General features: G+C 44.1%; 26 protein-coding genes. 7 read left to right on the top strand and 19 right to left on the bottom strand.

The annotated features are described in order from the left end of the window. Positions 1–109 precede the first annotated feature (109 nt). Positions 110–1,450, bottom strand: a complete 1,341-nt coding sequence (locus ACRQQK_RS18095) for an MATE family efflux transporter (RefSeq protein ID WP_457513725.1) — start codon at positions 1,448–1,450, stop codon at positions 110–112. Between the two features lie 206 nt (positions 1,451–1,656). Between ACRQQK_RS18095 and ACRQQK_RS18090 the strand changes: the two genes are divergently transcribed. Further along, positions 1,657–2,556: a helix-turn-helix domain-containing protein gene (locus tag ACRQQK_RS18090; RefSeq protein ID WP_457513723.1), complete on the top strand. Its 900-nt coding sequence runs from the start codon at positions 1,657–1,659 to the stop codon at positions 2,554–2,556. Between the two features lie 81 nt (positions 2,557–2,637). Here ACRQQK_RS18090 and ACRQQK_RS18085 read toward each other — a convergent pair whose 3' ends face one another. From ACRQQK_RS18085 to ACRQQK_RS18070, 4 genes are all read right to left on the bottom strand, one after another. Next, positions 2,638–3,231, bottom strand: a complete 594-nt coding sequence (locus ACRQQK_RS18085) for a YhgN family NAAT transporter (RefSeq protein ID WP_457513722.1) — start codon at positions 3,229–3,231, stop codon at positions 2,638–2,640. 135 nt (positions 3,232–3,366) lie between these two features. Next, positions 3,367–3,603, bottom strand: coding sequence for a YecH family metal-binding protein (locus ACRQQK_RS18080; protein ID WP_457513720.1), 237 nt, complete (start codon positions 3,601–3,603; stop codon positions 3,367–3,369). Between the two features lie 82 nt (positions 3,604–3,685). Then, complete coding sequence (locus tag ACRQQK_RS18075) at positions 3,686–4,330, bottom strand: lysoplasmalogenase (RefSeq protein ID WP_457513890.1); 645 nt, start codon at positions 4,328–4,330, stop codon at positions 3,686–3,688. An 896-nt stretch (positions 4,331–5,226) separates the two neighbouring features. Beyond that, the gene (locus ACRQQK_RS18070) at positions 5,227–5,595 is read right to left on the bottom strand and encodes a DUF4145 domain-containing protein (RefSeq protein ID WP_457513718.1); all 369 of its coding nucleotides are present in this window, start codon (positions 5,593–5,595) and stop codon (positions 5,227–5,229) included. A 233-nt stretch (positions 5,596–5,828) separates the two neighbouring features. Here ACRQQK_RS18070 and ACRQQK_RS18065 point away from each other — a divergent pair, with 233 nt between their 5' ends. Further along, positions 5,829–6,158 carry a DUF2500 domain-containing protein gene (locus ACRQQK_RS18065; protein ID WP_457513717.1) on the top strand — a complete coding sequence of 110 codons (330 nt, stop codon included), beginning with the start codon at positions 5,829–5,831 and terminating at the stop codon, positions 6,156–6,158. Positions 6,159–6,197: 39 nt separating this feature from the next. Here the strand turns inward: ACRQQK_RS18065 and ACRQQK_RS18060 are convergent, their stop codons facing one another. The 6 genes from ACRQQK_RS18060 to ACRQQK_RS18035 form a co-directional block, all read right to left on the bottom strand. Further along, entirely contained in the window at positions 6,198–7,211 is a 1,014-nt protein-coding gene (locus tag ACRQQK_RS18060; RefSeq protein WP_457513716.1) for an acyltransferase, read from the bottom strand. 226 nt (positions 7,212–7,437) lie between these two features. Continuing rightward, entirely contained in the window at positions 7,438–8,655 is a 1,218-nt protein-coding gene (gene arsJ / locus ACRQQK_RS18055; RefSeq protein ID WP_457513714.1) for an organoarsenical effux MFS transporter ArsJ, read from the bottom strand. 49 nt (positions 8,656–8,704) lie between these two features. Further along, the gene (locus tag ACRQQK_RS18050) at positions 8,705–9,217 is read right to left on the bottom strand and encodes a cyclin-dependent kinase inhibitor 3 family protein (RefSeq protein WP_457513713.1); all 513 of its coding nucleotides are present in this window, start codon (positions 9,215–9,217) and stop codon (positions 8,705–8,707) included. After that, entirely contained in the window at positions 9,217–10,221 is a 1,005-nt protein-coding gene (locus ACRQQK_RS18045; RefSeq protein WP_457513711.1) for an ArsJ-associated glyceraldehyde-3-phosphate dehydrogenase, read from the bottom strand. Before ACRQQK_RS18045 ends, ACRQQK_RS18050 begins: the two co-directional genes overlap by 1 nt. A gap of 82 nt (positions 10,222–10,303) precedes the next feature. Continuing rightward, positions 10,304–10,642: a metalloregulator ArsR/SmtB family transcription factor gene (locus tag ACRQQK_RS18040; protein ID WP_102941522.1), complete on the bottom strand. Its 339-nt coding sequence runs from the start codon at positions 10,640–10,642 to the stop codon at positions 10,304–10,306. A gap of 156 nt (positions 10,643–10,798) precedes the next feature. Then, positions 10,799–12,025 carry an EAL and HDOD domain-containing protein gene (locus ACRQQK_RS18035; protein ID WP_457513708.1) on the bottom strand — a complete coding sequence of 409 codons (1,227 nt, stop codon included), beginning with the start codon at positions 12,023–12,025 and terminating at the stop codon, positions 10,799–10,801. A gap of 273 nt (positions 12,026–12,298) precedes the next feature. On the opposite strand from ACRQQK_RS18035, the gene ACRQQK_RS18030 reads away from it, so the two are divergent. From ACRQQK_RS18030 to ACRQQK_RS18015, 4 genes are all read left to right on the top strand, one after another. Then, complete coding sequence (locus tag ACRQQK_RS18030) at positions 12,299–13,300, top strand: alpha/beta fold hydrolase (protein WP_457513707.1); 1,002 nt, start codon at positions 12,299–12,301, stop codon at positions 13,298–13,300. Positions 13,301–13,447: 147 nt separating this feature from the next. Next, positions 13,448–14,275: a Cof-type HAD-IIB family hydrolase gene (locus tag ACRQQK_RS18025; protein ID WP_457513706.1), complete on the top strand. Its 828-nt coding sequence runs from the start codon at positions 13,448–13,450 to the stop codon at positions 14,273–14,275. Positions 14,276–14,435: 160 nt separating this feature from the next. Beyond that, positions 14,436–15,467 carry a COG3650 family protein gene (locus ACRQQK_RS18020; protein ID WP_457513704.1) on the top strand — a complete coding sequence of 344 codons (1,032 nt, stop codon included), beginning with the start codon at positions 14,436–14,438 and terminating at the stop codon, positions 15,465–15,467. Positions 15,468–15,475: 8 nt separating this feature from the next. Continuing rightward, positions 15,476–16,093, top strand: coding sequence for a tRNA-uridine aminocarboxypropyltransferase (locus ACRQQK_RS18015; RefSeq protein ID WP_457513702.1), 618 nt, complete (start codon positions 15,476–15,478; stop codon positions 16,091–16,093). A 40-nt stretch (positions 16,094–16,133) separates the two neighbouring features. Here the strand turns inward: ACRQQK_RS18015 and ACRQQK_RS18010 are convergent, their stop codons facing one another. From ACRQQK_RS18010 to lptM, 7 genes are all read right to left on the bottom strand, one after another. Next, entirely contained in the window at positions 16,134–18,617 is a 2,484-nt protein-coding gene (locus tag ACRQQK_RS18010; protein ID WP_457513700.1) for a bifunctional diguanylate cyclase/phosphodiesterase, read from the bottom strand. Between the two features lie 102 nt (positions 18,618–18,719). Beyond that, positions 18,720–19,439, bottom strand: a complete 720-nt coding sequence (gene yigB / locus ACRQQK_RS18005) for a 5-amino-6-(5-phospho-D-ribitylamino)uracil phosphatase YigB (RefSeq protein ID WP_457513698.1) — start codon at positions 19,437–19,439, stop codon at positions 18,720–18,722. Positions 19,440–19,442: 3 nt separating this feature from the next. Continuing rightward, positions 19,443–20,384 (bottom strand): tyrosine recombinase XerC, encoded by a 942-nt coding sequence (xerC, locus tag ACRQQK_RS18000; protein WP_457513696.1) that lies wholly within the window; start codon positions 20,382–20,384, stop codon positions 19,443–19,445. Next, a complete protein-coding gene (locus tag ACRQQK_RS17995; protein ID WP_457513694.1) occupies positions 20,353–21,105 on the bottom strand; it encodes a DUF484 family protein in 753 nt (250 codons plus the stop codon). Before ACRQQK_RS17995 ends, xerC begins: the two co-directional genes overlap by 32 nt. A 75-nt stretch (positions 21,106–21,180) precedes the next feature. After that, positions 21,181–22,011: a diaminopimelate epimerase gene (dapF, locus tag ACRQQK_RS17990; protein WP_457513692.1), complete on the bottom strand. Its 831-nt coding sequence runs from the start codon at positions 22,009–22,011 to the stop codon at positions 21,181–21,183. Positions 22,012–22,022: 11 nt separating this feature from the next. Next, entirely contained in the window at positions 22,023–23,276 is a 1,254-nt protein-coding gene (gene lysA / locus ACRQQK_RS17985) for a diaminopimelate decarboxylase (protein WP_457513690.1), read from the bottom strand. Between the two features lie 41 nt (positions 23,277–23,317). Beyond that, positions 23,318–23,434 carry an LPS translocon maturation chaperone LptM gene (gene lptM / locus ACRQQK_RS17980; protein ID WP_457513688.1) on the bottom strand — a complete coding sequence of 39 codons (117 nt, stop codon included), beginning with the start codon at positions 23,432–23,434 and terminating at the stop codon, positions 23,318–23,320. Positions 23,435–23,509: 75 nt separating this feature from the next. Between lptM and cyaY the strand changes: the two genes are divergently transcribed. Then, a complete protein-coding gene (gene cyaY, locus ACRQQK_RS17975; RefSeq protein ID WP_042487987.1) occupies positions 23,510–23,824 on the top strand; it encodes an iron donor protein CyaY in 315 nt (104 codons plus the stop codon). A 113-nt stretch (positions 23,825–23,937) separates the two neighbouring features. On the opposite strand, the gene ACRQQK_RS17970 is transcribed toward cyaY, so the two are convergent. Then, a complete protein-coding gene (locus ACRQQK_RS17970) occupies positions 23,938–26,466 on the bottom strand; it encodes a class I adenylate cyclase (RefSeq protein ID WP_457513686.1) in 2,529 nt (842 codons plus the stop codon). Positions 26,467–26,726: the final 260 nt, after the last annotated feature.

Genomic DNA, 26,726 nt, shown 5'->3' with positions numbered 1-26,726 from the left:
AACTTTGGACAAATAATGGTTAAAAAGCAAACCGCCCATGAAAACTTTCAATATCATGAAAAATTTCACGGGCAATTGTCTCTCATCGGTATATAAAAACAGCTTTATGTTACAGAAGTTTGAACCTAACCCAAGATGATGAACGCCATCTCACCAACATAATGATGCCACGCACCCATTCATCTAAAGCTATCGCCATCCAAGCACCAATGACCCCAAAGCCCCAATGAATACCTAAAAGATAAGAGAAACACACGCCAACACCCCACATACACAGTATGCCTATTTGTACAGGGAAACGAACGTCCCCCGCCCCTTTCAAAGCAGAGATAAAAACAAGGTTAAACACACGTCCTGCTTCAAGAATGATCGACCCCATCACTAATGTCCCTGTGAGATACAAGATCTCCGGTTGATGAGTAAACAGAGGCAATATCGAATCTCGAAGCAAATAAATAGCACTGGCCGCAGAAATAGAGACAACAAAACTCACCAAGAAATAGATCTGCACCCGCTTAAGAATACTCTCTATCCAGCCTTTACCTATGTAGTAACCCGTCTGAATCTGGGTTGCTTGACCTATAGCTAAAGCGAAGGCAAACGAGAAACGCGCGATATTTTGAGCATAGGTAAAAGCAGCAAGCGAAGCAGTTCCCATTTGCACAACAAAGTAGACAATTGCAATCTGTGCCATGTTATAGGACAACACTTCACCAGCATTCATTCCGCCTATTTTAAGAATTTTTTTGTATACCCCAGCAGGAACGTTCTTTAATGAACCCATCGGCAATGAAATAGGACTGTATTTCAATATAAAGCCAAGAGTTACCGTTCCAACAACCTGACTCACAACCGTCGCTATCGCCACGCCTTCAACCCCATAAACAGGCAACCCAAACGGCTGATAAAGCGCAATATAGTTACCAACCACATTCAACAAGCCACTAACCATGTTCACCACCATAGGTGAGCGAGAATAGCCATAACTGCGCAGAATAGTGGTAAAAACAATACCAATCGTCACGTTAAACGTCATTGCCCCACTGATGACGAGATATTCTTGGGCATAAAGTTCGACTTGAGGTTCGAGACCATAAAAAGAAATAAAATGCACCGCACCCAGAACTGCAACGACGCTGAGCAACAAACCTACGACCACGGAGAGCGCAATACTCGCAATGCCTACATTAGTCGCATCCTGGGTTCGTTCCGCTCCATTGTATTGAGCAATAAGAATACCGGTGCCACTGCTGACAAATGTAGAAACAATGATAAGGAAAAATGTTAGCTGAGTGATAACCCCAACGGCTGAAACCGCTTTATCTGAATAACCAGAAAGCATAAATACATCACTGGTACCGAGTGCAGTCCTTAGCAAAATTTCCACCAATATTGGCCACGTTAAAGCAACAATAGACATACGTTGATGAAATTTTTCATTTTTGGGCATTATTTTGACCTTAAAAGGGATAGTAACGCTGTCCCAGAGTGGGCTGACAGGGTGTCATCACTGGCTAGATAAAAGAGTGGTTAATTCTATATTTTTGCCCGAACGGGATATGCAAGTATGGGTTTGATATTTTTTGGCGCTTAAGTCTATGATAGGCAACAGGCAACTTCTACCAAAAACGCGACCAATAAAAGGAAAATAACGACATGGAGACCACTTATCACTTAAAACGTCATCAGCGTTACCCACACCTGAAGTTTGCTTATCTGGATTGCCATCACTACCATGATTTTGGCTTACACCGTCATGATTACTCTGAACTGTTTTTAGTGATCAGTGGCAAAGGCAACCACTTAGTTTCGTCGCACATTTACCCACTCAATCCCGGAGATATATTCGTAATAAACGGGGATATTGAACACGCTTTTCAGGATGTCGATAAGCTAAGAATCATTAACTTGATGTTTGAAGCCGATGCCCCATTTTTTGAGACACCGTCATTAAGAAGGCTCTCTGGTTATCAAGCGATGTTCAAAGTTGAGCCGATTGCGCGTCAAACCAGTAAGTACCGCTCACAGCTCACCTTAAACGGCGAACAGTTTTCTATCGTTGAACACTTGATTCAGACCATAGGGCAAGAATATGACCAAGCTGAGAACGGTTTTGAAACGATGTTGACCAGTTTAATGCAGCAACTGGCGGTTACCTTAGCGCGAATGTACCAACAACAGAAGCAAGAACTGCCACAAACCACAATGGCTTTAGGCAGAGCGCTGATATTTATTGAACAAAAATTTACCGACAGCAATATACATAGTCGCGATATTGCCCAAGCCGCATTTATTAGCCAGCGACAACTCGAAAGGCTGTTCAAGCAGTTTCTCAACACTTCACCGAATCTGTATTTAAGAGAGATGCAGCTAAAGTACGCACATGCCTTACTGACTAATGATAATCCTATGCCTATTCAACAAGTAGCTGAGCAATCCGGTTTTAGCGATAGCAACTATTTTTCCAAATGCTTTAAGAAGAAATTCGCCTTAAGCCCACGCCAATACATCAAACAGAAAAGAAAACCTGAAACTGAAAATACAGCCCATAGCTAAACCTGGAATAGCTAAAGAAGCCGATAGACCGTACTTTTCATCACCGATTATCTTTCTGATTTTTTTGACTATTAAGTTAGATCAATTTTGGAAGCCAACGTAGCTTTTGATACCGTCGAGGAACATCTGCGTAGAAATCATCACCAGCAACAAACCCATCAACCTCTCAACCGCTTTCAAACCACGCTCTCCCAGAATTTTATGGAAAAATCCATTAAACATCAGAATGACGGAGGTTCCCGTCCAGGCAATCATCACTGCTGCTGACAGCTCTAACAACTGCGTCGGGTTTTGACTAGAGAGTAACAGCAGAGTCGCGATCACGGTTGGCCCTGCAATTAAAGGAATAGCTAAAGGCACAATAAAAGGTTCTTCGCCTGCAGCTAACCCCGTAATACTGCCTGCACTAGGGAAAATCATCTTAATCGCGATGATGAAAAGAATAATGCCGCCAGAAATACTCAACGTTTCAGGCTGAACGTGCAGGAAGTCCATAATTGACTGACCAGCGAACAAGAACAGCATCAAAATCGCGAGAGCGAACAACATTTCCCGAATCAGAACAACACGTCTGCGTTTGGCATCAATGTGTTTCAGGATCGATAAGAAAATAGGCAAATTGCCCAATGGATCCATGATGAGAAATAACAATGTTGCGGCAGATAAGATGTCCATAGTGTCTCAGTGTCAATAAGCATAATGGCGCAGTATATCAACGTACTTCAGATTTTACGATTAAGAACAATCGCAGCCTGAAGCACGAAAAAATCAAGCACAACTAATAGACACGACCAGCACTATAGGCACAAATTAATGCTGACAAATCTCTGCCAGATTTAAGTGCCATACACCATCTTTAATGATTACTTTCTGCTTGGCTTGAAAGAACTCAAGCACAGTATCGGTATCCATACCGGAAAGTTTGCAGGTACGGAAAAGCACTTGGGGACCAAATTCAGCAGCAATAAACAGACGCAGTTGCTCTTCAGTCATAGGCTGCACCTTCAACTGATTCAAAATTTTATGAGCATGAATGTGTTTTTCCACTTTGACTCCCTATCGAGAATTGGAACAAAAGGAGTCTTAGCTTATCGTTGTTATTCGATCGTGACGTTGATTTAAAACAGCCTTAAATGACAACGGAGGCAACGATTAGCGCTTGAGCGAGTAGATAACTCCCACCGATTAAGGCTTTGCCATAACGTAGAGGCTGTCGATAATCATGGATAGCAAGAATAATTGCCGAAACAATAAAGCTTAAGCTACCAATAAAACCGAACAAAGCAGCATGTGTTGGGGTGTTGATCCAAACCTCGCCTGATGCCCATGTCATCTGTAGCAAAGTCATTCCCATGATGGTTACAGGAAAAATAAGAGTATCGATTTGAGGTAGCAAAAGGAAAAACGCAACTATGCTTGCTGCGATAAGCAGAGCGGGTAACCACCAGATCATCGGCCCGGTCAGCTGTATCCAAAACGCTTTGCTATAAAAGAGCTGTACAACGAGAAAAGCGCTAAAACAAGCTTTAGCCTGCTTATGCTGAATTCGATAAACATCTGCAATCACAGAAACGGCCAAACCGGCAAGAACCCATAAGGATGCTACCGACCAACCATTTTGCTGATTACCTATTATCGACAACAACAGCATCAACGATAGCAGACCTAGACACAGTGAATTGAACACCACAGCCAGCTTCGTTTTATTGCTCTCAAACGCAGATATGCTGATAAATCCAGATATTACAGCCGCAATCCAGCCCAACATGCCTATACCTCATTAACAATCTGCCGCCAGTGTAGAGAGGTTAGATCGGATGTCCAGAAATGAAAGACAAAAATTGGATCTTGATTATGATTCATTGTCTTCACTATTCCTCAGCTACCTAATAAAAACGTCTCAACATATCACTTAAAATGCATTAAACACTAAAGTTAAACCAATAACAAAGGCTAGTCACACCCATACAACACCAATAACAACAAAATCAAAAGCCAAACGTTTGCTTTTTGCAAAAAATAAAAAAAACAAAAATAATAAAAGCATAAATTACAAAAACTTACCAACAAATGACCATCAAAAAACAAAACACAAACAATCTAATGACAAAAATCAAAATTAGCAGCCAGTAATGAACGAAATCTCTTGTGGGCAAGATCATTAATGAGAACTAATATCAACAATGAAAAAATATTAAGGACAAACAACAATAAATTAAAGTTAATGACACCAAAGCAAGCCAAACCTACACCACAATCAAAAAATTGAAATAGAACACTATTAAAACACATTTAAATACTTATTTTTCATGACATTAAAGTAAAATTGAACAATATAAAGCCACAAGGGCGATTAAATGAACGCACCAAAAACACACATAAACATCACCAAAAATGGGCAGATAGAACCAGTTAAAGTTACTATTTTGAGCCATTTATAAAGAATTAGTTGATCAAGTCATTAAAACAGTGTTAATCTAATCCCACAGGTGAATAGGCAGAAAAGGAGCAGTGTTATGATTTCTTCATCTCAAAAACAAGGTTTGGTAATGATCGCAGTTATCGTTGGCTTGATGACACTGCCAATGATGTACTAACCCAATGTTATCAAAATAAAAAAGGACGCTATTGCGTCCTTTTTTATTTTCAAATTGTTTAAACGTTTTGCTGCTACTGAATGTGTTTGCTCAATTCTTCCCAGTGTATGTAGTAGAAAACAAGAGCCGTAACAGTCATGAACATGACTAATGAAATTACAATTCCCCATACAAAGCGATTGCTGCGAGGTGTGAGTTCTTTTTCACACTCTTTACACACAGATAAAAACGCTCTGCGGTCCTCAAGCTTATAGCGATCCTCATGCACCACCTTGTTGCGAATTGTCGCTATAAAACGCAGTTTCGCGATGACATCATGGGGTAACCGCTCTTCACAACTGCTGATCAACTGATGCAGTCCTTTGCCTCGTGCATGGTACTGCTCGCGCAACAATCTTTCTAACTTTCGAGTACGAAGAACAACTTGTTCTATGTCCGACATCGAAGTTCTCCTTTTAAATTGCCATCAATATACTGATTCTTCGACTTCCGCTGATGGGTTTTTCTATTTATACGTATCTCACTTTAAGTATTGGCAAAGCCAAGCAACAAAGTGTGAAGTGCGCCGAAAAAATAAGACCAATCAACGCGCTATATCCCTTTTATAACGTTACGTAACACGAAAAATCAAACTAATACGTAAAATGAAACCATCATTTTGCTTTAGGAGTCACTATGCAGATTACTTTACTTGCAACACTCATCATGCTGCTTGTAGTGGCGCTCTTACTTTTTTCTCGCTTCTACCGACGCCATATGCAAGGTGAAAACGCACCAGAGAAACAAGCGCAAGTCACCATTCTAGATAAGCAGTTCATTGCTGTAGAAAATCCTTTCATCGGAGAAGATGACCAAGAATTTTGGCTCTACGTGCAAAAGGGACGTTTAGGTCCCAAACGAGAGTTCCAAGTGGGGGCGCACTATTTTCACGCTCTAAATCCTGGTGACAAAGGCATACTCACCTATAGAGGAACTCAGTTCATTCACTTTTCACTACTACGTTAACGAAGAATCATCGCTATCCAGTAAGCTAAGTAGTCTTCACTAAGGCAGCAACCAACGAGTCTTTGACGACTGTGACAATAACCAACTCACCGCCAGCGCACCTGAGCCGCTAATGATTATCCATAATGGTATTACCCATGCAGGATGGCCCTGATACCAACCAAACGCTTTCATTGGCCAAAGGAAAATTGGATGAAGCAGATAAATTCCCAAACTATGCTGGCTGATTACGCTTACTACTTTCTTCGCACCTTCTGATAATGATTCTCCAACAGCACGGCACAACACGAAAACCATACTAGCCGCCACCACTACATTAAGCGTTTTGTATGAGAACCAGCGACCGACACTGTACTCACCATTTGCGAGACTGAGCTCAACTACCGAACTCACCGTAAAGTAGAAAGAAACACCACCGAAAACAACCGCTAAACCCACCGTTAATGGATTAATCGGCAGCTTCTTATAAAGCAGATATCCAAGCGGTAAGTAGCCTGTATAGAGCCAAATCTCGTAGCTCCAAGGGCCATCAATATGGAATAAAAATAACGTGGTAGTGATTAACCACATACCAAGGTAGACATACCAAGCCGTGTCATCCGTTCGTTTCATCAACCATTGCAGTAGAGGAATAACGAAATAAAGCGGGATGAAATAGTAGAAAAAGCCCAGATGGTAATACGTCTCATGGTGAGGGCTATTTTGCAGCACTTCCACAGCTAACGCAGAATCGAAGCCAGCAGAACTCCAGCCAGAAAGGTAGGCATAGAAGACAGACCAAGCAATAAAAGGAATAAGTACCTTACCGAGACGTCTTTTTACGTAATAGCCAAAATCAAAAGGACGCGTATCACTCAGCATCAAGGCACCAGAGATCAAAATAAATACGGGCACAGCCCAGCGAGTCATGCCATTAACCGTAACGGCCGTCAGCCATTCACTATAAGGAATTGAGTTTTGCAGCTCCCGATAAGGGGCTAGGACATGAATCGCAATTACCGCCACCGCAGCCACACAGCGCATTAAATCAAAAAATATTACTCGTTTTGTCATTCAACGATTCTCTCTAGTCAATCTGCACTCGAAACCATTTTTCATTTACAACTATAAAGCACAATTAAAATAATACGTCAGTCAGTGGTAAACGTTAGTCAACATTACATTTATTGAATAGCACTCTTGTTGAATATCACACTCTGAATAACAAAAAACAGACATATAAAAGCCCTCGATTGAGGGCTTTTGCAGTGAGATGGTCGACCGAAAGCATGCTGAAATACTAATTAGCGAGTCTCGGCAGTCGTAAAGAGATAATGGTAGTCAGAACCAAGAACGCTAATGACACCCATAAACAGGCGGCTAAACCACTCACCTGAAAGAGATAACCAGACAATATGGTTCCAATCAGTCGTCCCATCGCATTAGCCATGTAGTAGAAGCCGACATCAAGAGAGACACCATCACCTTTCGCGTAGCTGACAATTAAATAAGAGTGAAGGGATGAGTTCACCGCAAATACAGCACCAAACAGCATTAAACCAATCACGATCACCCATTGGGGATGCCAGTTTTGGCTGATACCCAACGCCACAGCCGCCGTTACGATACTTAACCCTAACGCCCAACGAAACGCAGCATGCCCATCAGGGACTCGCCCCTGCGCCTTTCCTGTCATTCTTGGTGCTTGGCTTTGTACAATACCGTAACCAATCACCCACAAGGCTAGGAAACCGCCCACCCAAAGGTGATCCCACTCGAACACCGTTCCCAAATAGACCGGCAGAGCAACCACAAACCAAACGTCACGGGCACCAAAAAGAAACATTCGAGCCGCAGAAAGAATATTCACCGCCGGAGACTTAGAAAAAATCTCAGAGAACTTGGGTTTGTTCTTCGCTTTACCCAGCTCCTGTTTAAGCCCTGACAAACTACCAATCAACACGAGTGTCAAAACCGCAGCCATCAGCAATACAGCTCCTTTAAAGCCAACCGCTGTTAACAACAAGCCGCCAAGGAAAAAGCCTAGCCCTTTTAACGCATTTTTTGACCCGGTTAATACTGCAATCCAACGATACAGAGCCCCCTGTTGCTCATCAGGCACCAGAGTCTTAATCGCACTTTTCGCGCTCATTTTGTTGAGGTCTTTTGCGATACCAGACATCGCCTGAGCAGCCATTACCCATGGAATCGTCAACCAAGCAGGAGGAACAGCCAGCATAACCAGCGCAATGATTTGCATCGCTAGGCCAATATTCATCGTTCTGTTCAGACCGAGCCTAGCACCTAACCAGCCACCAATCAGATTGGTCACAACGCCAAAGAACTCATAAAACAAGAACAAAGAAGCTATGGCTAAAGTTCCATAGCCCAACTGATGGAAATACAACACCACCAGCATCCTCAATGCGCCATCCGTGAGAGTAAAGTTCCAGTAGTTGAACGTCACTAACATGTATTGGCGGATCGATGAATCCAAATTTGAAATCACTTTCAACATAATACTGATCCAAAGAGAGCTTTGGGATCATAATGATCCCAAAGCTTAATTAGCTGATCACTGCCGCTACGTTTTCAATATATTCACGTTGCTCGGGCTTGGTGAACGCACCCGGACGTAGTGCTTGAACTTGAGAAATAATGGTTTCCAGTTCCCAGTTCATATCCAGCAACAAATGCGCCGCTAATAATCCTGTTCGGCCAGAACCACCCATACAATGCAGCGCAACCTTATCGCCTTTTTTGAGCAGATTACGAAGCTGTGGACTTACGGTTGGCCAATGCTCAGCAAATCTCTCATCTGGCACAGCGTCGTCTTCAATCGGCAGGTGAATCCAAGAGATACCGTTGGCTTGCGCGATTGCGCCCAGCTCTTCAACGTGCTTTTCATTCATCTCTTCACGGGTAATAGCAGTGACAATCGCCTTCACACCGCTTTCTTTTAGCTGCTGAATACTTTCCGTTAAACCCAGATCTTTGGTGCCCGGACAAGGCATCAATACTAATGCTGATGAGTCAACAGTGAGTTCCCAAGTAGGGTGAACGTTTGATGAATTAACCATTATTGTGCCTCCCCTACTTTACGAACGAGCTCAGCTGTGCGGGTTGCGTAGCCCATTTCATTGTCATACCAAGCATAGATTTTCACCATGCGCGTCCCGATAACCATCGTTGATAGAGCATCAACGATGGTTGAACGCTGGTCACCACGATAGTCGATAGACACTAACGGCTTCTCTTCAAAGCCTAGAATGCCTTTTAACTCACCTTCAGAGGCTTCTTTTAGCAGAGCATTCACTTCTTCCGCCGTGGTATCACGTTTCACGTCGAAAATGATGTCCGTCAGCGAAGCGTTAGCTAGTGGAACACGTACTGCATGACCGTTAATTTTGCCAGCCAGTTCAGGGAAAATTTCCACGATAGCGGTTGCACTGCCTGTTGTGGTTGGAATCAAACTCATGCCACATGCGCGTGCACGACGTAGATCTTTATGTGGCGCATCAAGGATGGTTTGAGTATTGGTTAAATCGTGAATGGTGGTGAAAGAAGATTGCTCGATACCTAATTTCTCATGAATCACTTTTACCACTGGTGCAATACAGTTTGTGGTACAAGAAGCCGCAGTCACAATACGATGCTGTGCTGGGTCAAAAATGTGGTCATTGACACCCACAACAATATTCGCGATACCGTCTTCTTTCACAGGTGCCGAGACAACGACACGTTTTACACCCTGCTCAAGATACTTGTTGAGGAATGAAGTCTTACGGTGAACACCTGTTGATTCAATCACTACATCACAACCAGACCAGTCAATCGCAGCGATATCCCGCTCCTGAGTCGTTTTGATACGCTTGCCAGCGATGACGATTTCATTGCCTTCAGCGGCAACTTCATGGTGCCAGCGACCTTGAATAGAATCGAATTCCAACAGATGCGCCAGTGTGGCGGCATCACCAGCCACATCGTTAATTTGCACAAACTCCAACTCAGGCCAATCGTACGCAGCACGCATCGCTAATCGACCAATACGACCAAAGCCGTTAATACCCACTTTAATTGTCATTCTTCGTTTCCCTAATATTTGAAATTGAAAAGCTTTTGCAGCAAGCGGTTCTTTTAATAAGAAGCGCGTATGGAACAATTCGTTAGCAGCAAGACGGTCTGTCCGTCATATCTCTCAAACGCTGCGTATCGACACTGTATTGCTGCTGTAGACAGTTTGAATGCTTCAGACCATCGATAATCTTGTTCAGCCACCCTGGTAACTGATCAGAAACCTTGTAGTACACCCACTGCCCTTGACGTTCGTCAATCAAGACACCCGACTGACGCAGTTGGGCAAGATGACGAGAAATTTTAGGCTGGCTTTCATCAAGCGCATGCGTTAATTCACACACGCACAACCTTTGTTCTCTTGCGATTAGCAGTAAACATCTCATTCGAGTTTCATCTGCAAGAAGTTTAAAAAACTGATGAGGTAACATAGCCATCTCTCATATATACGGATATGTGAATATATTAGATATAAAAAAGCACGCGTCAATGCGCGTGCTGTTACTGTCATCAAAAATTCATCTAATCGTGAAACCAATTAGAAGTAGAGTAAGCACTCAAAAGAGAGAAACATTAAACGACGTGGCTTATATTAAATTGCTTGTCTCTTGGCTCCAGCGCTGTGCTTCGTTGAGGTCTCGTGCCACATCTTCGTATGGAAGACCGAGTAACTCGCAGTAGTTCTGCACACCTTGCCAGTCTGCTTTTTCAAAGCATTCTTCGAGATTTAGCAACTCTCCAAATGGTCCTAATCGCTTATTCAACGCTTCTTTAACGGACTCGGTCAGTGGCAATTGTTCAACAATAACGTCAAGAGAGATATCTAACATCGCATCCAGCACCGAAAATAAGCCGATTAGAAAAGCTTGATCTTTGTGTTCGTTATACTTGCGGCGGGTGGCGGTGAGTTGACAGAACTGCGCTCGCTGCAACGACAAGTTATACAGCTCTTTGGGCTTATGATTGGAAATATAAGAAGCAACCGCCAGCGATACGAAGATTTTCAATCTGTCCTGCCCAAGATAAACCAAGGCCTGACGAAACGAAGAAATGGGTACCTCAATGCGTTCCGTTATGCTGTTGACAAAACAGAGTAGCTTATAAGAAAGCGCGACATCTTTAGCCACCAGCTGTTCCACACGGACGAAGTCAACATGCGGTTTACACACTTCTTGGAAAAGCTGCATAGCCACAATATGTTTGGGGCTTACATAACGTTGTTTAGTGATTTCCGGCTTACTGAAAAAATAGCCTTGGTATAACCGAAAGCCCGCGTCTCTGGCTGCGCGGAATTCCTCTTCCGTCTCTACTCTTTCCGCTAGATAGCGTTTTCTGCTACCTCGGGCGAGCTGCTTTTTCACCATCGAGCAAGCAGCATCAATCCCCATCGCCATGATATCGAGCTTTATAATGTGCACATAGGGCAGAAATCGTTCCCACTCGGGTGAATAGACAAAGTCATCCAGTGCGAGCAAATAACCTTCGTTATGCAATTCAATAATCGCTTCCAGAAGTTCATCTGTTGGACGGCAGGTTTCCAGCACTTCAATCACTATTTTTTGCTTAGGAAGAGTCAGTGGTAACCTACGTATCAGGCTGTTATAGGGGAAGTTGATAAAGCAACGAGAGTTATCAATGGCAGGATTGGTCCCAATTGAAAGGAAGTTTTCAACAATCAGACGATAAGTAGCACGATCAGCATCCACATGCTGAGGGAAACTATTTTGCTCGCCGTCACGAAACAACAACTCATACCCTAGAGTATGTCGTTTCGAATTCAATATCGGCTGTCGTGCTACATAAGTGGTGTACATATTACCTTCAACGAATACAGTTAAGTTAAGCGCTATTGAGTGCTCAGTATTGCAATAATACTCATAACTATAGAAGTAAACTGCTCAATCAATTCAACTCTATGCGATCAGTCAGCAACTCATTTCAACTGCTTAAACTTTACTCTCCACAAGGACAATAAAAATAACACCAATCGGTCTAAAAGCAAGTAGGCAGATCAATTGCATTTCCGCCTAACTCCCTTATTCTTAACATTCAATTTTAGCGATAACGGGCTTTCTAGCACGTAAATTATGAGCCAAGAAAATACAACCTGTCACTCTTATACGCAAGAGTCAAATTTTACCCAACGCATCGAAAATGAAATCAAAGCATTGTGGGAACAGCGACAAGAAGGGTTTCTGCAATCATTTGATAAAAAGCCACTTTACTGGTGCAAACTCACTTCCCAAGAGCACACCAAAGCGATTGTAGTTGTAAATGGCAGAATTGAATCTTGCTGGAAATACCAAGAACTGTTTTTCGACCTCTTCCAGCAAGGCTATGACATTTATTCTTTTGACCATCGCGGCCAAGGCTTATCTGCTCGTTTAATTGACAACAAGCAAATGGGATATGTGGATGAATTTGAGCATTATCTTACAGATATGAACCAACTGGTTGAGCACTTTAACCTCAACCATTATCAACAGCGTTTTTTGCTTGCTCACTCGATGGGCGGCGCAGTGAGCGCACGATATCTACAAACACATCCGCAGCATCCTTTTGATGCCGTCGCTTTTAGTGCTCCGATGTTCGGTATTAACGTTCCATGGCAGATTCGTCCAATAGCCATCACCCTGACTCAGGTGTTAACCGCAACGGCCAGCAAGCCAACCTATGCACCCGGTTATACAGACTACTATCCAAAACCTTTTGAGGATAACCCTCTGACTCAGTGTGAAGTCCGCTATCGCTGGTTCCGTGAATTATATGAGCAGAAGCCTGAACTGAAACTGGGAGGGCCAAGCACTCGCTGGGTATGGCAAAGCTTAATGGCAACTAAGCAGTGCATACAGCTCACAAGACAGATCACCATTCCGACATTAGTGCTGCAAGGTGGCAAAGATACCATCGTCAGTAATGCCGCACAGATAAAGTTTATCGCCCGATTGGCCAAGACCAACCCGAACAGCGAACTGTTGATGATTCTTGATGCAAAACACGAAATTCTTTTTGAGAAAGATGAATTCCGTAATGAGGCATTGGACGCGGTACTGAAGCATTTCACCAACGCAGAAAAAACCGCTAATTAAGTTGGCTGTAAGCAGCAATCTTGTCTGAGAACAAATAGGGAAATGACGGATAAAAAGGTTTTCCCTCTTTTTTCGACTTTTTTTGGCATACACTTAAGCCCAATGAACGGCAATTAATATCATATCTAACGTAGTTAAGAGAGCGACATGAGCGTAGTAAGTAACGAAAACCCAATCAAAATCGTGGCTTCTGATCTGGATGGCACCCTATTGGCGCCGGATCACAAGCTCAGTGCTTTCTCGAAGAAAACGCTAAAAGAGCTGCATGCAAAAGGCTTCACTTTTATTTTTGCAACAGGACGTCACCATGTTGATGTCGCGGGTATTCGCGAAATCGCAGGTATCCCAGCTTATATGATTACCTCTAACGGTGCTCGCGTTCACGACCAAAACGATACAGAGATGTACAGTAAAAACGTACCTCAGAATTTAGTACAAGCGATCATTGATTTAGTCAAAGAAGATAAGCGAATTATTACTCATATCTACCGCAACGATTCTTGGTTAATGAGCCGTGAAGATGAAGCTTTACACGCTTATCACAACGAATCTGGCTTCCATTATCAGCTGTTTGATATCAATAACGCTCCTAATGACGGTATCGCAAAAGTCTTCTTCACCAATGAAGATCATGACCATGAAATGCTGGTTGTTTATGAAAAGCTGATTAACGAAAAATTCGCAGGTCAAGTGAACGTAGCCTTCTCTACTCCTTATTGCTTGGAAGTGATGGGCGCTGGCGTGTCTAAAGGTGATGCGCTTAAAGCGGTGGCTGAATCTCTCAATCTGACGCTGGATAACTGCATCGCATTTGGCGACGGCATGAACGATGTAGAGATGCTATCAATGGCTGGAAAAGGTCTGGTGATGGGTACCGCTCATGAGAAAGTCATCAAAGCTCTGCCAGAAATCGAAGTAATTGGTAGCCATGCGGATGATGCTGTCGCGCATTACCTTCACGAGAACCTGTTTTAACTGACAGGCCATCCTGAAAGAGTACAAACCGTTTTTTAAAGAGTCCCCCTACTCTTTAATCAGGCAGCACACGCTGCCTGTTTTTTTACCCGTGGTTCGGCTTTCAACAATCGATATGCCATAATGAAATCCGTTCGTTTTTGCCATGAGGAAAAGCTCCATGAAGGTGCTGATTGCCCCTATTGCCATTCTAACGGCTTGTCTTTTACAAGCTTGTTCAACATCATCTGCGCCGGAGTCTATGCCAGATAACGTAAAAGCCAGTTTAGATCAGCCTTCCAGCATCAAGCCTCAGACTTTCATCGTGCGCGGAGAAGTTGTGGTTGGCAGTGACACACGAACGTTCACACCTTGTGGCAGCAACCAGCAATTCCTGATCGATATGCCGGCCTCTTTAGTGCAGCAAACCATGAAGCTTTCTCATTCACCTTATCAGGCGATGTACGGTGAACTGATTGGTCATTTAACACCACCGAGCAAAACCAGCTACAAAGGCGACTACAGTGCGAAATTTGTGGTAGAGAACATCAATATCATCAGTGCAGAAAACCCTAAGCGCTGCCAACGACCAAGTTCTCCAACTACCGCGTTCGGTACTGAACCAAACTGGAACATTAAGCTGGGTAAAGACAAATTAACTTTCCAACCGATGGGTGAAGAACCACAGATCACCACGTTAAAAGGCAGTGAGATTTTACCAGCCACACGTCATTACCAGTTTAAGGGAGGTGAACTTACTCTTGTACGTCAAACCTGTTCTGATGGCATGAGCGACAGTTTGTACGGTTGGTCTTCAAACCTCACATTAGCCGATCGCAGCTACAAAGGCTGTGCGACCTTAGGCAACAGTGATCCGACACAATCGTGGACAGGAGAGTACTTCGCCAGCTCGACGCAAAACACCGACTTTAGTGTCACCCTCACGCTGAGCAACGACCACACAGCAACCACTGAATACACTTATAGCAATGGCGATCCCGCTATCGTTGAAAAAGGCTATTGGCAACAACTGAATCAAACACAAGTACAAGTGGTGATGACTCACCATCAGCAGCAATACTTGGTATCTGAGCGAATTTTTACCAAGCAAGATAAACAGCTTATTGCCGAGAAAGAACGTGTGGGCAACATCGTCTATCCAATTGCGAACGGCGGCTTAGTTCTGTTTTCTGCCAAAGACACAACCGAGTAATTCAAAGTATGTCGTTAGATTCAGTGTCTCAAGATTCAAACTGTGCGTGCCCCAAATGCGGATTGCGTTTGCAGTGCGTTTGCCAAAACATCCCGATGTTGGACAGCGACATGCCGTTGTCGCTTCTGATGCATGAAAATGAGTATCTGCGGAAAACCAACACAGGGAAATGGTTGCTTGAAGCTCTGCCTTTATGCCGAGAGTTCAAATGGAGCCGAGTGGAAAAAAACGCATTGCTTGTTGCAAGAATCAACAACAGTGAATATCTCTCTTTTCTGGTGTACCCCAGTGAAGAGAGCATTCCTTTAGATGTGGCGTTAGAAACCGCCAAACAACACGGTAAGAATGCGCATTTTATTGTTCTTGACGGAACCTGGCAGGAAGCGAAGAAAATGGAACGCAAAAGCCCATGGCTGGATGATGTTCCAAGAGTTCACCTTACACCAAGTCAGTTATCAAACTATCAGTTGAGGCGTAATCAAAGCGACGGACACCTATGCACACTAGAGGTTGCCAGCGAGATTCTTGCATTAAGCGGAAACCTTAGTGATGCAGAAAAACTCAACAATTTCCTAGCCCATTTCAGTAAGGTTTATCAGGCGGATAAAAGCGGACATGTTTATTAATATCTGCTTGTAAGTAATGTCTGCTTATAAGGCAAGAAAACTAGGTTAGACGGCTTGGCTGACCTAGATAGAAGCCTTGCAGGTAATCAATGCCCATATCCTCACTGATGCGGCAAATCTCTTCATTGTGGACGAATTCGGCAACCGTTTTTGCATCCAGTACCTGACATAGCCTGACAAGCTGCTGGGCAATTTTGCGTTGCTTGACGTCTTTATCGATATTGCGAATTAGGCTACCGTCGAGCTTAATAATCTGAGGCTCTAACTTCACAATCTCATCAATATTGGAATAGCCGCATCCAAAGTCATCGACAATGATAGAAGCTCCCAGAGAACGGAAATGATTACACACTTCAATCATATGCCCGTAATCTTTGATTTGCTCTGTTTCTAACACTTCCAACCCGACACGGGTTGGGTCAGCCAGTTTCTGAATTGCGTCTTCTAAATGGCGAAGCGTTTTATCACTCATAAAATCTTGTGGTGACAAGTTGATAGAAAATGACTCGCTGCGAGAATGCATGAGCTCAAAAGTATGAGATATCATCTGACGACTTAAGCGCGAGTATAGATGTGTCCCTTCCACAATAGGAAGGAAGCGCCCCGGTAGTATGATTTCACCGTCATCTTCGATACGAACCAGACATTCGTAAGAAGAGAGTTCATGGGTATTCGCTTTCACAATCGGCTGAGCGAAAACCTGCACATTATTGCCAAGCACAGCTCGACTTACACAGGAAAGCCAGCTTAATTGCTCCTGCCTAACCTGATCACGAGAACGTAAATCACTGGCACAATAAAAATGTCGGTTCTGATTTTGCGCAAAGCGGCGCGCTTCAATAGCACGCAGTAATAAGTCATCTTTGCTTGCATCAGGGAAATCTCTTCGACTTACAAAGCCAGCAGAGAGAGAGACAGATAGGTAATCCACCTCGGGCAAGCCATAAGGTTCAAAGTTGAAATTTTCTAGCTGCTCAACAAACAACGAAAATTGCTGGTGGATATATTCGCTACCATAATCACTGCGAAACACACTCGCCCACTCACCGACACCAATAGCGTATAATGTACTGCGACCCGTCAACATTTGATTCATGTATTGCTGAAAATGGTCGCTCAGATCTTGTAGCAGTTGATCACCCACTAGGTAACCATATTTTTCATTAATACGGCTGAAGTTGGTTAATTTTAATGCGATTAAATGATCGTCCTTGCCCATTAATGTCAAACGTTCACGTAGCGCTTCTCGATTAGGTAAACCAGTTCGCCTATCGACACGATAACTAGCGGTAAGCATTGAAGCCTGAATTTGAATCTTCTGCTCAAGGTTCTGATTCATTCTGTCGACATCAGCCAGAGCATTACGTATTAAGCAAAATAACGGAGCAATAACATTGTGGTCTTGGGCTCCTTCTGAAGAGTTGTCTTCGATACTCTCAGATTCTCCTTCCCGTAACGCCAGATAAGTCATGCTGTGATGCAGTACTTGCTGATGTTCACCAGTACGAATCAGTTCACCCGCACAATAAGTCCCGTAAGAATTAGCTATTCGTTGCAGTGGAAGCAACTCTGTGTTTTCTTCCATAAATTGTAGGCGAGACAAACAGTTATAGACAAAAATTTGGTCTGGCTGAAACTTCTGTAAACGTTCAGCTCCAAGCTGAACCTGACCAAGAGTCAATGAAGGATGGTCGAAGCAAAATCGGACTTCATCGCCGATTTGCAATTCACGATTAAGTAGTATGCCATCTTCAGTCAGGCTTAACGGCACGTAAACATCTTGCTGTTTACTGTCACCTTTAATCAGTGGAAAATGTTGCAGCAACTCGGCTGGAACAGATTTAGAATCTCCCAAATAACGGTCATAAATCGTATGGACGGGTTCACCATCTAAACACTGCAAGTTCCGCTTTGAGGATTGAGTTACCCTAAACGGCCGTCCAATTGGGTTCCATTCGGTATAACTATCACCCGTGATATGCAGAGATTCACCGTGAAGTGCAACAGCAACCAACGAGTTTTCATAACACTTATTACCGAGCAGCACCCAACGTCCATTTTCTGTTGGGCAAGACGCACCACCAAAAATAGGCACGGTTGAAAACTGGCTGAACTGGGTAATTCTCTCTCGTTGAGTGAACTCCATTCGGTCAGTGAAACAAATGATCGCTTTGGTATCAGCCTTTAGCTTGAGTCTTTGCGCAAGCTTACTGCAGTCCACAAGCAACTGCTCGGTATAGTTCACTACGGTCGAACTCAGTGCCACATTCTGAAACTGAGTAAAAACAAGCAAAGTGGCATTTTGATGAATCGAACCTTGGTGAATCACATATGATGAGCTCAAACCAATAATATGAGCGTTTGGATATACACTCATAAGCTGGTTAGCAATTTCAACAACTTCACTCGCTGGCTGATTTGAAAATAACTGAATAAGTGTTATGCCATCATTGCTAACAGCATTTTCATCAATAACACTCTTTAAAGATTGCTCAGCAGTGATTAGTAGCGATGACGTGAACATGAACGTTGGTTTGCCCGACTAAAGGTGGAAGGTTCATATCAATGCGTTATGAATCTTTTGTTATTAATGTTAATAATTATACCGCATGAGCGCATAGATATGTCACCTTATGAGTTGTGATAATTGCTCTATTTGACTAATTTCGAGATCTGGAAGGATTTTAGCCTTACGTGTTGCAAGTAATGTGAGACCTCGATCATTATACCAACACGCTTGAAAACCGTGCTTCTTAGCCCCCATCACATCTTTTACTGGATGATCGCCGACATGTAAGATGGATTGTGCTGGCAAGTCTAAAAATTCCTGCGCACGTAAAAACATATCCGGATACGGTTTTGCATGTCCGTCAGGGCCGGCTCTTAGTATCAGTTGGAAATACTGGGCTAAGCCGATTTTCTCTGGGTCAACGTTGCCATTAGTAATCGCCACCAACGGAATTCTGGCAGCAAGTTCGGCAAGGACTCTGTGTGTATCATCTGGCACATCCACTAAGTTTCGCAACCGATGCACTTCCAACATCGCATCGGTAGCCGCGATACGCGCATCAGTTTCCGAATAACCCAACAGCATCAAACCTTGACGAATTTGCTCAAAACGCCACAAGCTCACATCATGCGGCAGCCAAGGATCATCCTTAGCTAATTTGGCTTTTAATGCTTTCCACCATGCTAATGGTTTGCTCGCTGTCACTGGGTGATGCTGAAACAACCAAAGAGCCACTTGCTCTTCAACATGATGAATGACTGGACGGTTGTCATAGAGAGTGTCATCCAAATCAAATGTCATTGCCTGAATGGGTGAAAGACTGCGATAAATTTGCATCACTCACTCCTTATCTTTGTTTTGCTTGCGCTTATGAGCCCTTGGATGGGCTTGATCGTAAACGTGAGCTAAGTGTTGAAAATCCAAGTGAGTGTAGATTTGGGTCGTTGAGATATTTTCATGCCCCAGCAACTCTTGCACAGCTCTAAGATTATTGCTTGATTCAAGCACGTGCGTGGCAAACGAGTGACGCAGCTTATGAGGGCTAATATGACTAGGCACGGCTTGTTTTTGTCCCCACTCTGCCATACGCTTTTGCACACTTCTGTGAGAGATTCGGCTACCCAGCTTAGAGACAAACAACCCGTCTTCATCTGCGTTTGCTAGTTGTCCACGAATTTTCAACCAGTTATTCAACCACTCTTTCGCCATTCCAGAAAAAGGGGCGACGCGTTCTTTATTGCCTTTACCAACAACACGAATTTCGCCAGCGCTGAAGTTAACGTCTTTGACATTAATCGAAACCAGCTCAGCCAAACGCAAGCCAGAACCATACATCAGCTCCATAATGGCGCGATCACGAATCGACAGAGGGTCATCGTCGTTCACCTCAAGCAATTGCGCCATTTCATCGACATCTAGGTTCTTTGGCAAAGGACGTTTTTTCCTTGGCGCAGACACCCCTTTAGCTGGATTTGCATTCATTTCGCCACGTAATATCAGAAAATCAAAGAAGCTACGCAGTGAAGAAAGACGAGTGGCAATGCTGCTCTCTTTCATTCCCGAACGCATACCTTTACTGGCAAGCTGGCGAACCCAACCGGCATCGACATTTATCCAACCGTCGACGCCTACAGACATGAGATACAAACCCATGCTCTCTAATTGCTGCTTATAGTTTCGCTGGGTATAAAGACTTAGCCCTTTCTCACTGCGTAAGTACTCGTAAAAGCGCTCTAGAGGCTCAGCAAAGTTAGTTGACAACAGAGGTGTTGATTCGCTCATGGGACTCCTGCTGCCAAGGTAAGGTTTCGATTAAATGAGAAACGACCAAAGCGAGATGGCGCAAGAACAGGGTATCCATAGACGGTTGAAAATGACCGCCGTCTTCACTGGCAAACGCCAATATCCCTAGCGGATTACGTTTAACTAACGGCAGAATTACGTAAGAGCCCATTTCCGGCGCATATCGTTCTTCACCCACCCGTTTTCCGCTAAAGACCTGCTCACCAAACAGCTGCTCGCCAAAAAGTAAGTGGCGGTCAGCCTTTCTCAATCGGCCAAGATAAGCGCTTTTGCCATTAAAATGATTGGTCGAAAAACGGCTCCACTGCTCTTTAGATAAGCTGTACTTGGTATCTTGATTGTTCAGCAAACGCACATAACCAATCAGCTTCAATGTGCGCGCCTTCTCTTCAATCATGGCACAGACATCGGCAACGCACTCACATTTTAATATCTGCTCTTGCAGATCCATGAATTCATGAAAAGTACGGTCATTGCTCGCTGCTAAAGACATCAAAGAAGTAATTTCTTCTTCTAAATCTTCAATTCGCTGACGCTGACGAGCCATTTGAACGTGAACTAAAGAAACCGAGCCAGACTGCTGGCTCGGTAAAGATAAGCGGTCCACCAACTCTGGGCGGTGCTTAAAAAAGTCTGGGTTGTCTTTTAGATACTCAGCAACCACTTCTGCTGTCAGAGCATCTGCTTCCAGTTGTGACAAAACGATGTATTCCTTAACAACAATGCATCCCTTTACTCAGTAGCTTCGTTAAGGCAGCTACAAGGGATAATGAGATTAGCAGGAAACCTGTCCGTCATAGACGTGAGTCGCAGGACCTGTCATGTATAACGGATAGCCTAGGCCTTTCCACTCGATTTCCAAACGGCCGCCAGGTAGATGAACAACGACTTCATCATCCAGCAAACCTTGCAGAATACCCACAGCGACTGCCGCACACGCGCCACTTCCGCACGCTTGAGTTTCGCCTGCGCCACGCTCATAAACACGAAGTTTCACTTCATCACGGCTAACCACTTGCATGAAACCGGCATTGACTCGCTCAGGGAAACGCTCATGAGACTCCAGTAATGGACCCAATGTTTCCACCGCCGCTGTGTCAATATCATCAACAACGGTAACCACATGTGGGTTACCCATGCTGACCGCACCACAAAACAGTGTTTGGTCTTCAACGCGCATGATGTAAGTTTTTTCCATCTGCTTGGCGCGGAAAGGAATTTTGCTTGGTTCGAACTCAGGTACACCCATATTTACAGTGATATCGTCGCCTTCACCAACATTGAGGATCATCTTGCCCTTTTTGGTGCTGACGCTAATGCTGTACTTATTGGTTAAACCTTTCATGCGCACAAAGCGAGCGAAGCAACGGGCACCGTTCCCACACTGTTCTACTTCACTGCCATCAGCATTAAAAATGCGGTAGTGAAAATCCGTTTCCGGATCATAAGGAGCTTCAACCACTAACAGTTGGTCAAACCCCACACCAGTATGACGATCCGCCAAACGGCGGATCAAGTCTGGAGAAAAATAGGTGTTCTGAGTAATGCAATCCACAACCATGAAGTCATTACCCAAACCATGCATTTTAGAAAAGTGGAAGTGCATAATAGGTCACTTTACTCCGGCAAAATATTTTCTAGAGCCCATAGGCTACTTAATTCTTCACGCTTACGCACAAGGTGAACCTTATCGCCATCAACCATCACTTCCGCCGCTCGGGCACGAGTGTTGTAGTTTGATGACATAGTAAAACCATAAGCACCCGCAGAACGCACTGCCAGAAAATCACCCGCTTCCAATACCAAAGAACGGTCTTTACCTAGGAAGTCGCCAGTTTCACAGACAGGACCAACCAAGTCATAAGTCGTAGGCTCACCTTCACGAGGAACCAACGGAATGATGTCTTGCCAAGCTTGGTAAAGCGCAGGACGAATCAAATCGTTCATTGCGGCATCAATAATGGCGAAGTTCTTGTGCTCAGTGTGTTTCAAGAATTCGACTTTGGTTAACAACACACCCGCGTTAGCCGCAATCGCACGTCCTGGCTCAAAGATCAGCTCAAGGTCTTGATGGTTCTGCAAACGAGCAAGCAGTGCTTTCGCATAGTCAGAAGGCTGCGGAGGTAGTTCATCGCGATAGATAACACCTAAGCCACCACCCACATCAAGGTGCTTAATCTTAATGCCAGAAGCGGTTAATTCATCGATCAACGCTAGCAGGCGATCCGTTGCATCAATGAAAGGTTCAATCGCAGTAAGCTGAGAACCGATGTGACAGTCAATACCGCATACCGCTAGATTCTCTAAGCTTTGAGCCAGACGGTAAGCGTGTGGTGCGCGGTCAAAAGCGATACCAAATTTGTTATCGCGTAAACCTGTCGAAATGTAAGGGTGAGTTTTGGCATCCACATCAGGGTTAATACGCAGTGAAATCGGCGCTTTCACACCAAGCTCACCCGCCACTTTGTTCAAGCGCTCTAGCTCTGGCTCTGACTCTACGTTGAAGCATTTAATCTTCAGCTCCAAAGCGCGTTTCATCTCAGCTTCGGTTTTACCCACACCCGAGAACACGACTTTAGCCGGATCACCACCAGCAGCGATAACACGTTCAAGCTCACCGCCCGAAACGATATCAAAGCCAGAACCCAAACGAGCTAATGTATTTAATACGCCGATGTTTGAGTTTGCTTTTACCGCATAACAAACAAGGTGCGGATGATCTGCCACAGATTTATCAAACGCATGCCAGTGACGTTCTAATGTTGCGCGAGAATACACGTATAAAGGAGTGCCAAACTGCTCTGCAAGTTGCGTTAAAGCGACGTTTTCCGCCCAAAGCTGGCCATCATCCTGATAATTGAAGTAATCCAAAATTCTTTCCCTTATTTTTTCATTCGTTATTTATTAGAGCGTTATTCGCTCTGCTCACTGTTTTGAGCGTCGTCTGGCATATAGAGTGGCCCTGTTTGCCCACACCCTGCTAATGCAAGTGCAGACAAAAGAAATAGTGCTGTAATGGACTTTTTCATTTTGCATATCGTGATTATTGATTCAATGCCCCCTATAATCGCACCACAATCAGGAAAAGCAATAGGACAGATAGGATGAACGAGACTGAATTTCATCAACTGGTCGATAGCCAGATGCAAATCATCGAACAAGCCATTGATGATTCGGGTGCCGATATCGATTATGAAACGACTGGTAACGTGATGACGTTAGAGTTTGACGACCGCAGCCAAATCATAATCAACCGCCAAGAGCCGATGAAAGAGATCTGGTTGGCGTCTAAATCAGGCGGTTTCCACTTCCAGTGGCAAGACGAACAATGGATCTGCTCTAAAACGGGTGTTGAGCTTATCAGCATGGTTAAGCAAGAGTGTGAAAAACACGCTGGCGAAGAGATTGACTGGGAATAAAACCCAACGCCTTGCGTGAAATGTTCCCTCTTCAAAGGGCAATGAGAAAAAAGAGCACCTAGGTGCTCTTTTTTACTTTGATTCGGATTATGTTCATCTGACGATGACAACCGTTACCCGTTGACCGCTTTCGATGGTCGGGAATAAAGCGATGAATCGTTACGATAAGGCACAACGTATGTTTCGCCTTCTACTGGATGAACAATCTGGTAATACTGAGGCAAATTGAAGTTGATCAGCTGAGAAGCCAGTTCATTATCATCACGAACTGATGTGTAGAATGAGTTCACGCTGGCGATCATCTCATCTTTCTCACCGTTAAATTGGTGATAAACTTCTACGCGGTTGTTTTCATCTAATACGTAAATATTGAAGCCCTTCTCTGTATCTTCAAAAAAGAACTGCACCAAACCTTCGCTGGCAAATCCATCAACCACATCAGGCAGTTGATAATCTTCATCACGGTCAAGCATCAACAACGGTGAGCCTTTCAGCTTGTTGGATGAAATGCTGCGGTAGAAATCCACCGAGTTCTCAAGTTTTTGTACCGACACACCTCGACGTTCAAAGAACAGACCGTACATCTGGTCGCCAATACGCAACGCTTTGAAGCGACGACGCTTCTCTTGCTCAACTGGTTTCAAACGTAAATCGATACATTCAGCCAGTAGCTGATAGACCAGATTACGCATCACGCCACGTAAGTTCTTGCTGTAGCAGAACACATCCACCGATTCTGGTGGCAAAGCGTCTTGGTGCATTTTACCGAGTACCGTTTTCAGGGCATCCATCATAGCGGTTTCACCCTTAAAGTGTAGGGTACGCACTTCTTGCCATGAATTTCGGTACACCAGATCGACACTGCCGACTAAACATTTCTGTTCTGCACCAAAGCTGAAAATATCCGCGTTCTTCAAGTCAACTTTCAAAGACTTACCGCTTAAATCCGCAGTAGGGTCATTTTCAAAGTTGATGAACATCGCCAACTGGCTAATTTCACACGGGCTCGCCAATGCTTGCATCGTTGGGCGACGTTTACGCAGCGAGAAGGTATTCCGCAAATCACTCACCATCTGGTAGAACTTATCAATATCCAGATGAGCGCCGCGAACCACAGAGTGCAAACGCGTCGATTCGGTGATCATGCCGTTAAAGAATGACCAAGCGACGAGCTTACTGAGGTATTCGTTGTGCTCTAGGTAAGGCTGACCAATGATGCGGTGCGCTTCGATTGGTTGCTTATAAAGATACCAGCCTGCTTTGTTAGTTCGGCCTTTACTCACCTCGATGAAGGTTAAGTCTGGCTCATGCAGGTCAGGAGAAATCTGTGGGTTTAGCAAGGTAACTTTGCCCGGCAGAACTTCAAAAGCCGCGTATAACTTACGCGCCAGAATCGAAATATCTTGTGGGCTAATTGCCGATGTAATGTCATTACGGCGCGCAAACTGAATCAGGTTACGATAGCTAAGCATCAATGCGTCAAGTAGTGAGTGGTGAACCACTTTCACTTGCTCAACCTTCCAATGGCGGCGGTTATCCAGCTCTTCAATCACAGAGCGAGACCATCCCCATTGTTGAGTCAATTCACCAAGAGCCTCACGACGCCACTCAACAGAACCGACACCCGGCTCACGAGACAGCTTTTCATGAGTTTTGAGATAGAAACAGCGGCGCACCAAGTCTAAGCGAGTATCGTCACCGATACGCTCCAGATAACGCGTCACTTTTTCCAGCATCAGATAGTATGAGTCCATACTATAGAGGTCAGGATCATGAGCAAAGAAACGACGCTTGCTGTCGACACTCAATAACTGAGTTTGTGGGTACTCCCACGAATATGCCTCTAGCAGTATCGCCTTCATTACCGATTTGTACGGTGAGTCGATACTCTTATACAGCTGCCATAAGTTCGCACCAAAGTACTCTTCTGCAGGGATATGGTTAAGCTGACCGAAGTCGATCCATTCTGAGCAGTCGATATAGGATTTTGAACACAGCTGAGTGACATATTCGTCGTAGCACTCTTCCATCTCTGGCGGCACAATTTGCCACAAAAGACGCTTACCAGCTAAACGTACTGCCGAGCGATAAAACTCATCCAGTAACAGCATGTGTTGTGACGAGCCACAGTTTTCGCCCGTCATCGCGTCTGATTGTTTAGAGCGGAATCGTTGCTCATCCATCAAGAAGAAGTTTGCTTCTACACCTTGGCTCTTAGCCCAATCCGTGATCAATAAACACTTATTGGTTAAACGTTCACGCGCTTCACAACCCATCAAAGAGCTAACACATACCCAAATATCCAAATCACTAGACGTGCTTTGACCAATAGACGATGTACTGCCCATGGTATACAGACCCAAAATTTCTGGGTGTTCTGTTGTTTTCAAAGGTTGGTTTAGCGTTAATTCCGCGTCACTAACAAACTGTTGCTGAACATCATTAAGTTCAAAACATTGAATGCCATATGGAACTTCGTTACTGAAATAACCTGGAATAAGCGGATGATTGTAGTGAAATAAAGCGGGGATCAGGTGGAATACTCGCTGACTTTGCAAATCCATAAGAGCCAGCGCACGCTGAATGCGTTGCCGGTTTAACTTGTCTAATCTCTGGATTAACGTATGTGTGTAAGCCTGCAAGGTATGGTCCTTGGTTGAAACAAAAATGCGCACTTTGGTTGCATTTCACACTAAAGCGCCATTAAAACGTGATCAATTTAACACTTTAATCAGCACTGGTAAAGCGTTCTTGGTACTATGTCACACTAAAGTATTATTGAATAAGATGGCTTGAAAGCCCGTCAAATAAGCGTTGTAACTATCCACCGTAAGTAAATAATAGAACCGTCAATATAGAGTGTCACTCGTCACACTTACTCCTCCTTTTTTCGTAATAAAAC

The sequence above is a fragment of the Vibrio sp. C8 genome, assembly GCF_054051265.1.
This window is presented reverse-complemented; position numbering and strand designations above follow the sequence as displayed.

Excerpts from the sequence above, each read along its gene's own strand:
- ACRQQK_RS18010 (WP_457513700.1), bottom strand. The coding sequence starts at position 18,617 with ATGTTCACGTCATCGCTACTAATCACTGCTGAGCAATCTTTAAAGAGT.
- ACRQQK_RS18020 (WP_457513704.1), top strand. The coding sequence starts at position 14,436 with ATGAAGGTGCTGATTGCCCCTATTGCCATTCTAACGGCTTGTCTTTTA.
- dapF (WP_457513692.1), bottom strand. The coding sequence starts at position 22,011 with ATGCACTTCCACTTTTCTAAAATGCATGGTTTGGGTAATGACTTCATG.
- lptM (WP_457513688.1), bottom strand. The coding sequence starts at position 23,434 with ATGAAAAAGTCCATTACAGCACTATTTCTTTTGTCTGCACTTGCATTA.
- ACRQQK_RS18045 (WP_457513711.1), bottom strand. The coding sequence starts at position 10,221 with ATGACAATTAAAGTGGGTATTAACGGCTTTGGTCGTATTGGTCGATTA.
- ACRQQK_RS18060 (WP_457513716.1), bottom strand. The coding sequence starts at position 7,211 with ATGACAAAACGAGTAATATTTTTTGATTTAATGCGCTGTGTGGCTGCG.
- ACRQQK_RS18070 (WP_457513718.1), bottom strand. The coding sequence starts at position 5,595 with ATGTCGGACATAGAACAAGTTGTTCTTCGTACTCGAAAGTTAGAAAGA.
- ACRQQK_RS18025 (WP_457513706.1), top strand. The coding sequence starts at position 13,448 with ATGAGCGTAGTAAGTAACGAAAACCCAATCAAAATCGTGGCTTCTGAT.
- ACRQQK_RS18040 (WP_102941522.1), bottom strand. The coding sequence starts at position 10,642 with ATGTTACCTCATCAGTTTTTTAAACTTCTTGCAGATGAAACTCGAATG.
- ACRQQK_RS18095 (WP_457513725.1), bottom strand. The coding sequence starts at position 1,450 with ATGCCCAAAAATGAAAAATTTCATCAACGTATGTCTATTGTTGCTTTA.
- xerC (WP_457513696.1), bottom strand. The coding sequence starts at position 20,384 with ATGAGCGAATCAACACCTCTGTTGTCAACTAACTTTGCTGAGCCTCTA.
- ACRQQK_RS18030 (WP_457513707.1), top strand. The coding sequence starts at position 12,299 with ATGAGCCAAGAAAATACAACCTGTCACTCTTATACGCAAGAGTCAAAT.
- ACRQQK_RS18015 (WP_457513702.1), top strand. The coding sequence starts at position 15,476 with ATGTCGTTAGATTCAGTGTCTCAAGATTCAAACTGTGCGTGCCCCAAA.
- ACRQQK_RS18035 (WP_457513708.1), bottom strand. The coding sequence starts at position 12,025 with ATGTACACCACTTATGTAGCACGACAGCCGATATTGAATTCGAAACGA.
- arsJ (WP_457513714.1), bottom strand. The coding sequence starts at position 8,655 with ATGTTGAAAGTGATTTCAAATTTGGATTCATCGATCCGCCAATACATG.
- ACRQQK_RS18065 (WP_457513717.1), top strand. The coding sequence starts at position 5,829 with ATGCAGATTACTTTACTTGCAACACTCATCATGCTGCTTGTAGTGGCG.
- yigB (WP_457513698.1), bottom strand. The coding sequence starts at position 19,439 with ATGCAAATTTATCGCAGTCTTTCACCCATTCAGGCAATGACATTTGAT.
- ACRQQK_RS18085 (WP_457513722.1), bottom strand. The coding sequence starts at position 3,231 with ATGGACATCTTATCTGCCGCAACATTGTTATTTCTCATCATGGATCCA.
- ACRQQK_RS18050 (WP_457513713.1), bottom strand. The coding sequence starts at position 9,217 with ATGGTTAATTCATCAAACGTTCACCCTACTTGGGAACTCACTGTTGAC.
- cyaY (WP_042487987.1), top strand. The coding sequence starts at position 23,510 with ATGAACGAGACTGAATTTCATCAACTGGTCGATAGCCAGATGCAAATC.
- ACRQQK_RS18090 (WP_457513723.1), top strand. The coding sequence starts at position 1,657 with ATGGAGACCACTTATCACTTAAAACGTCATCAGCGTTACCCACACCTG.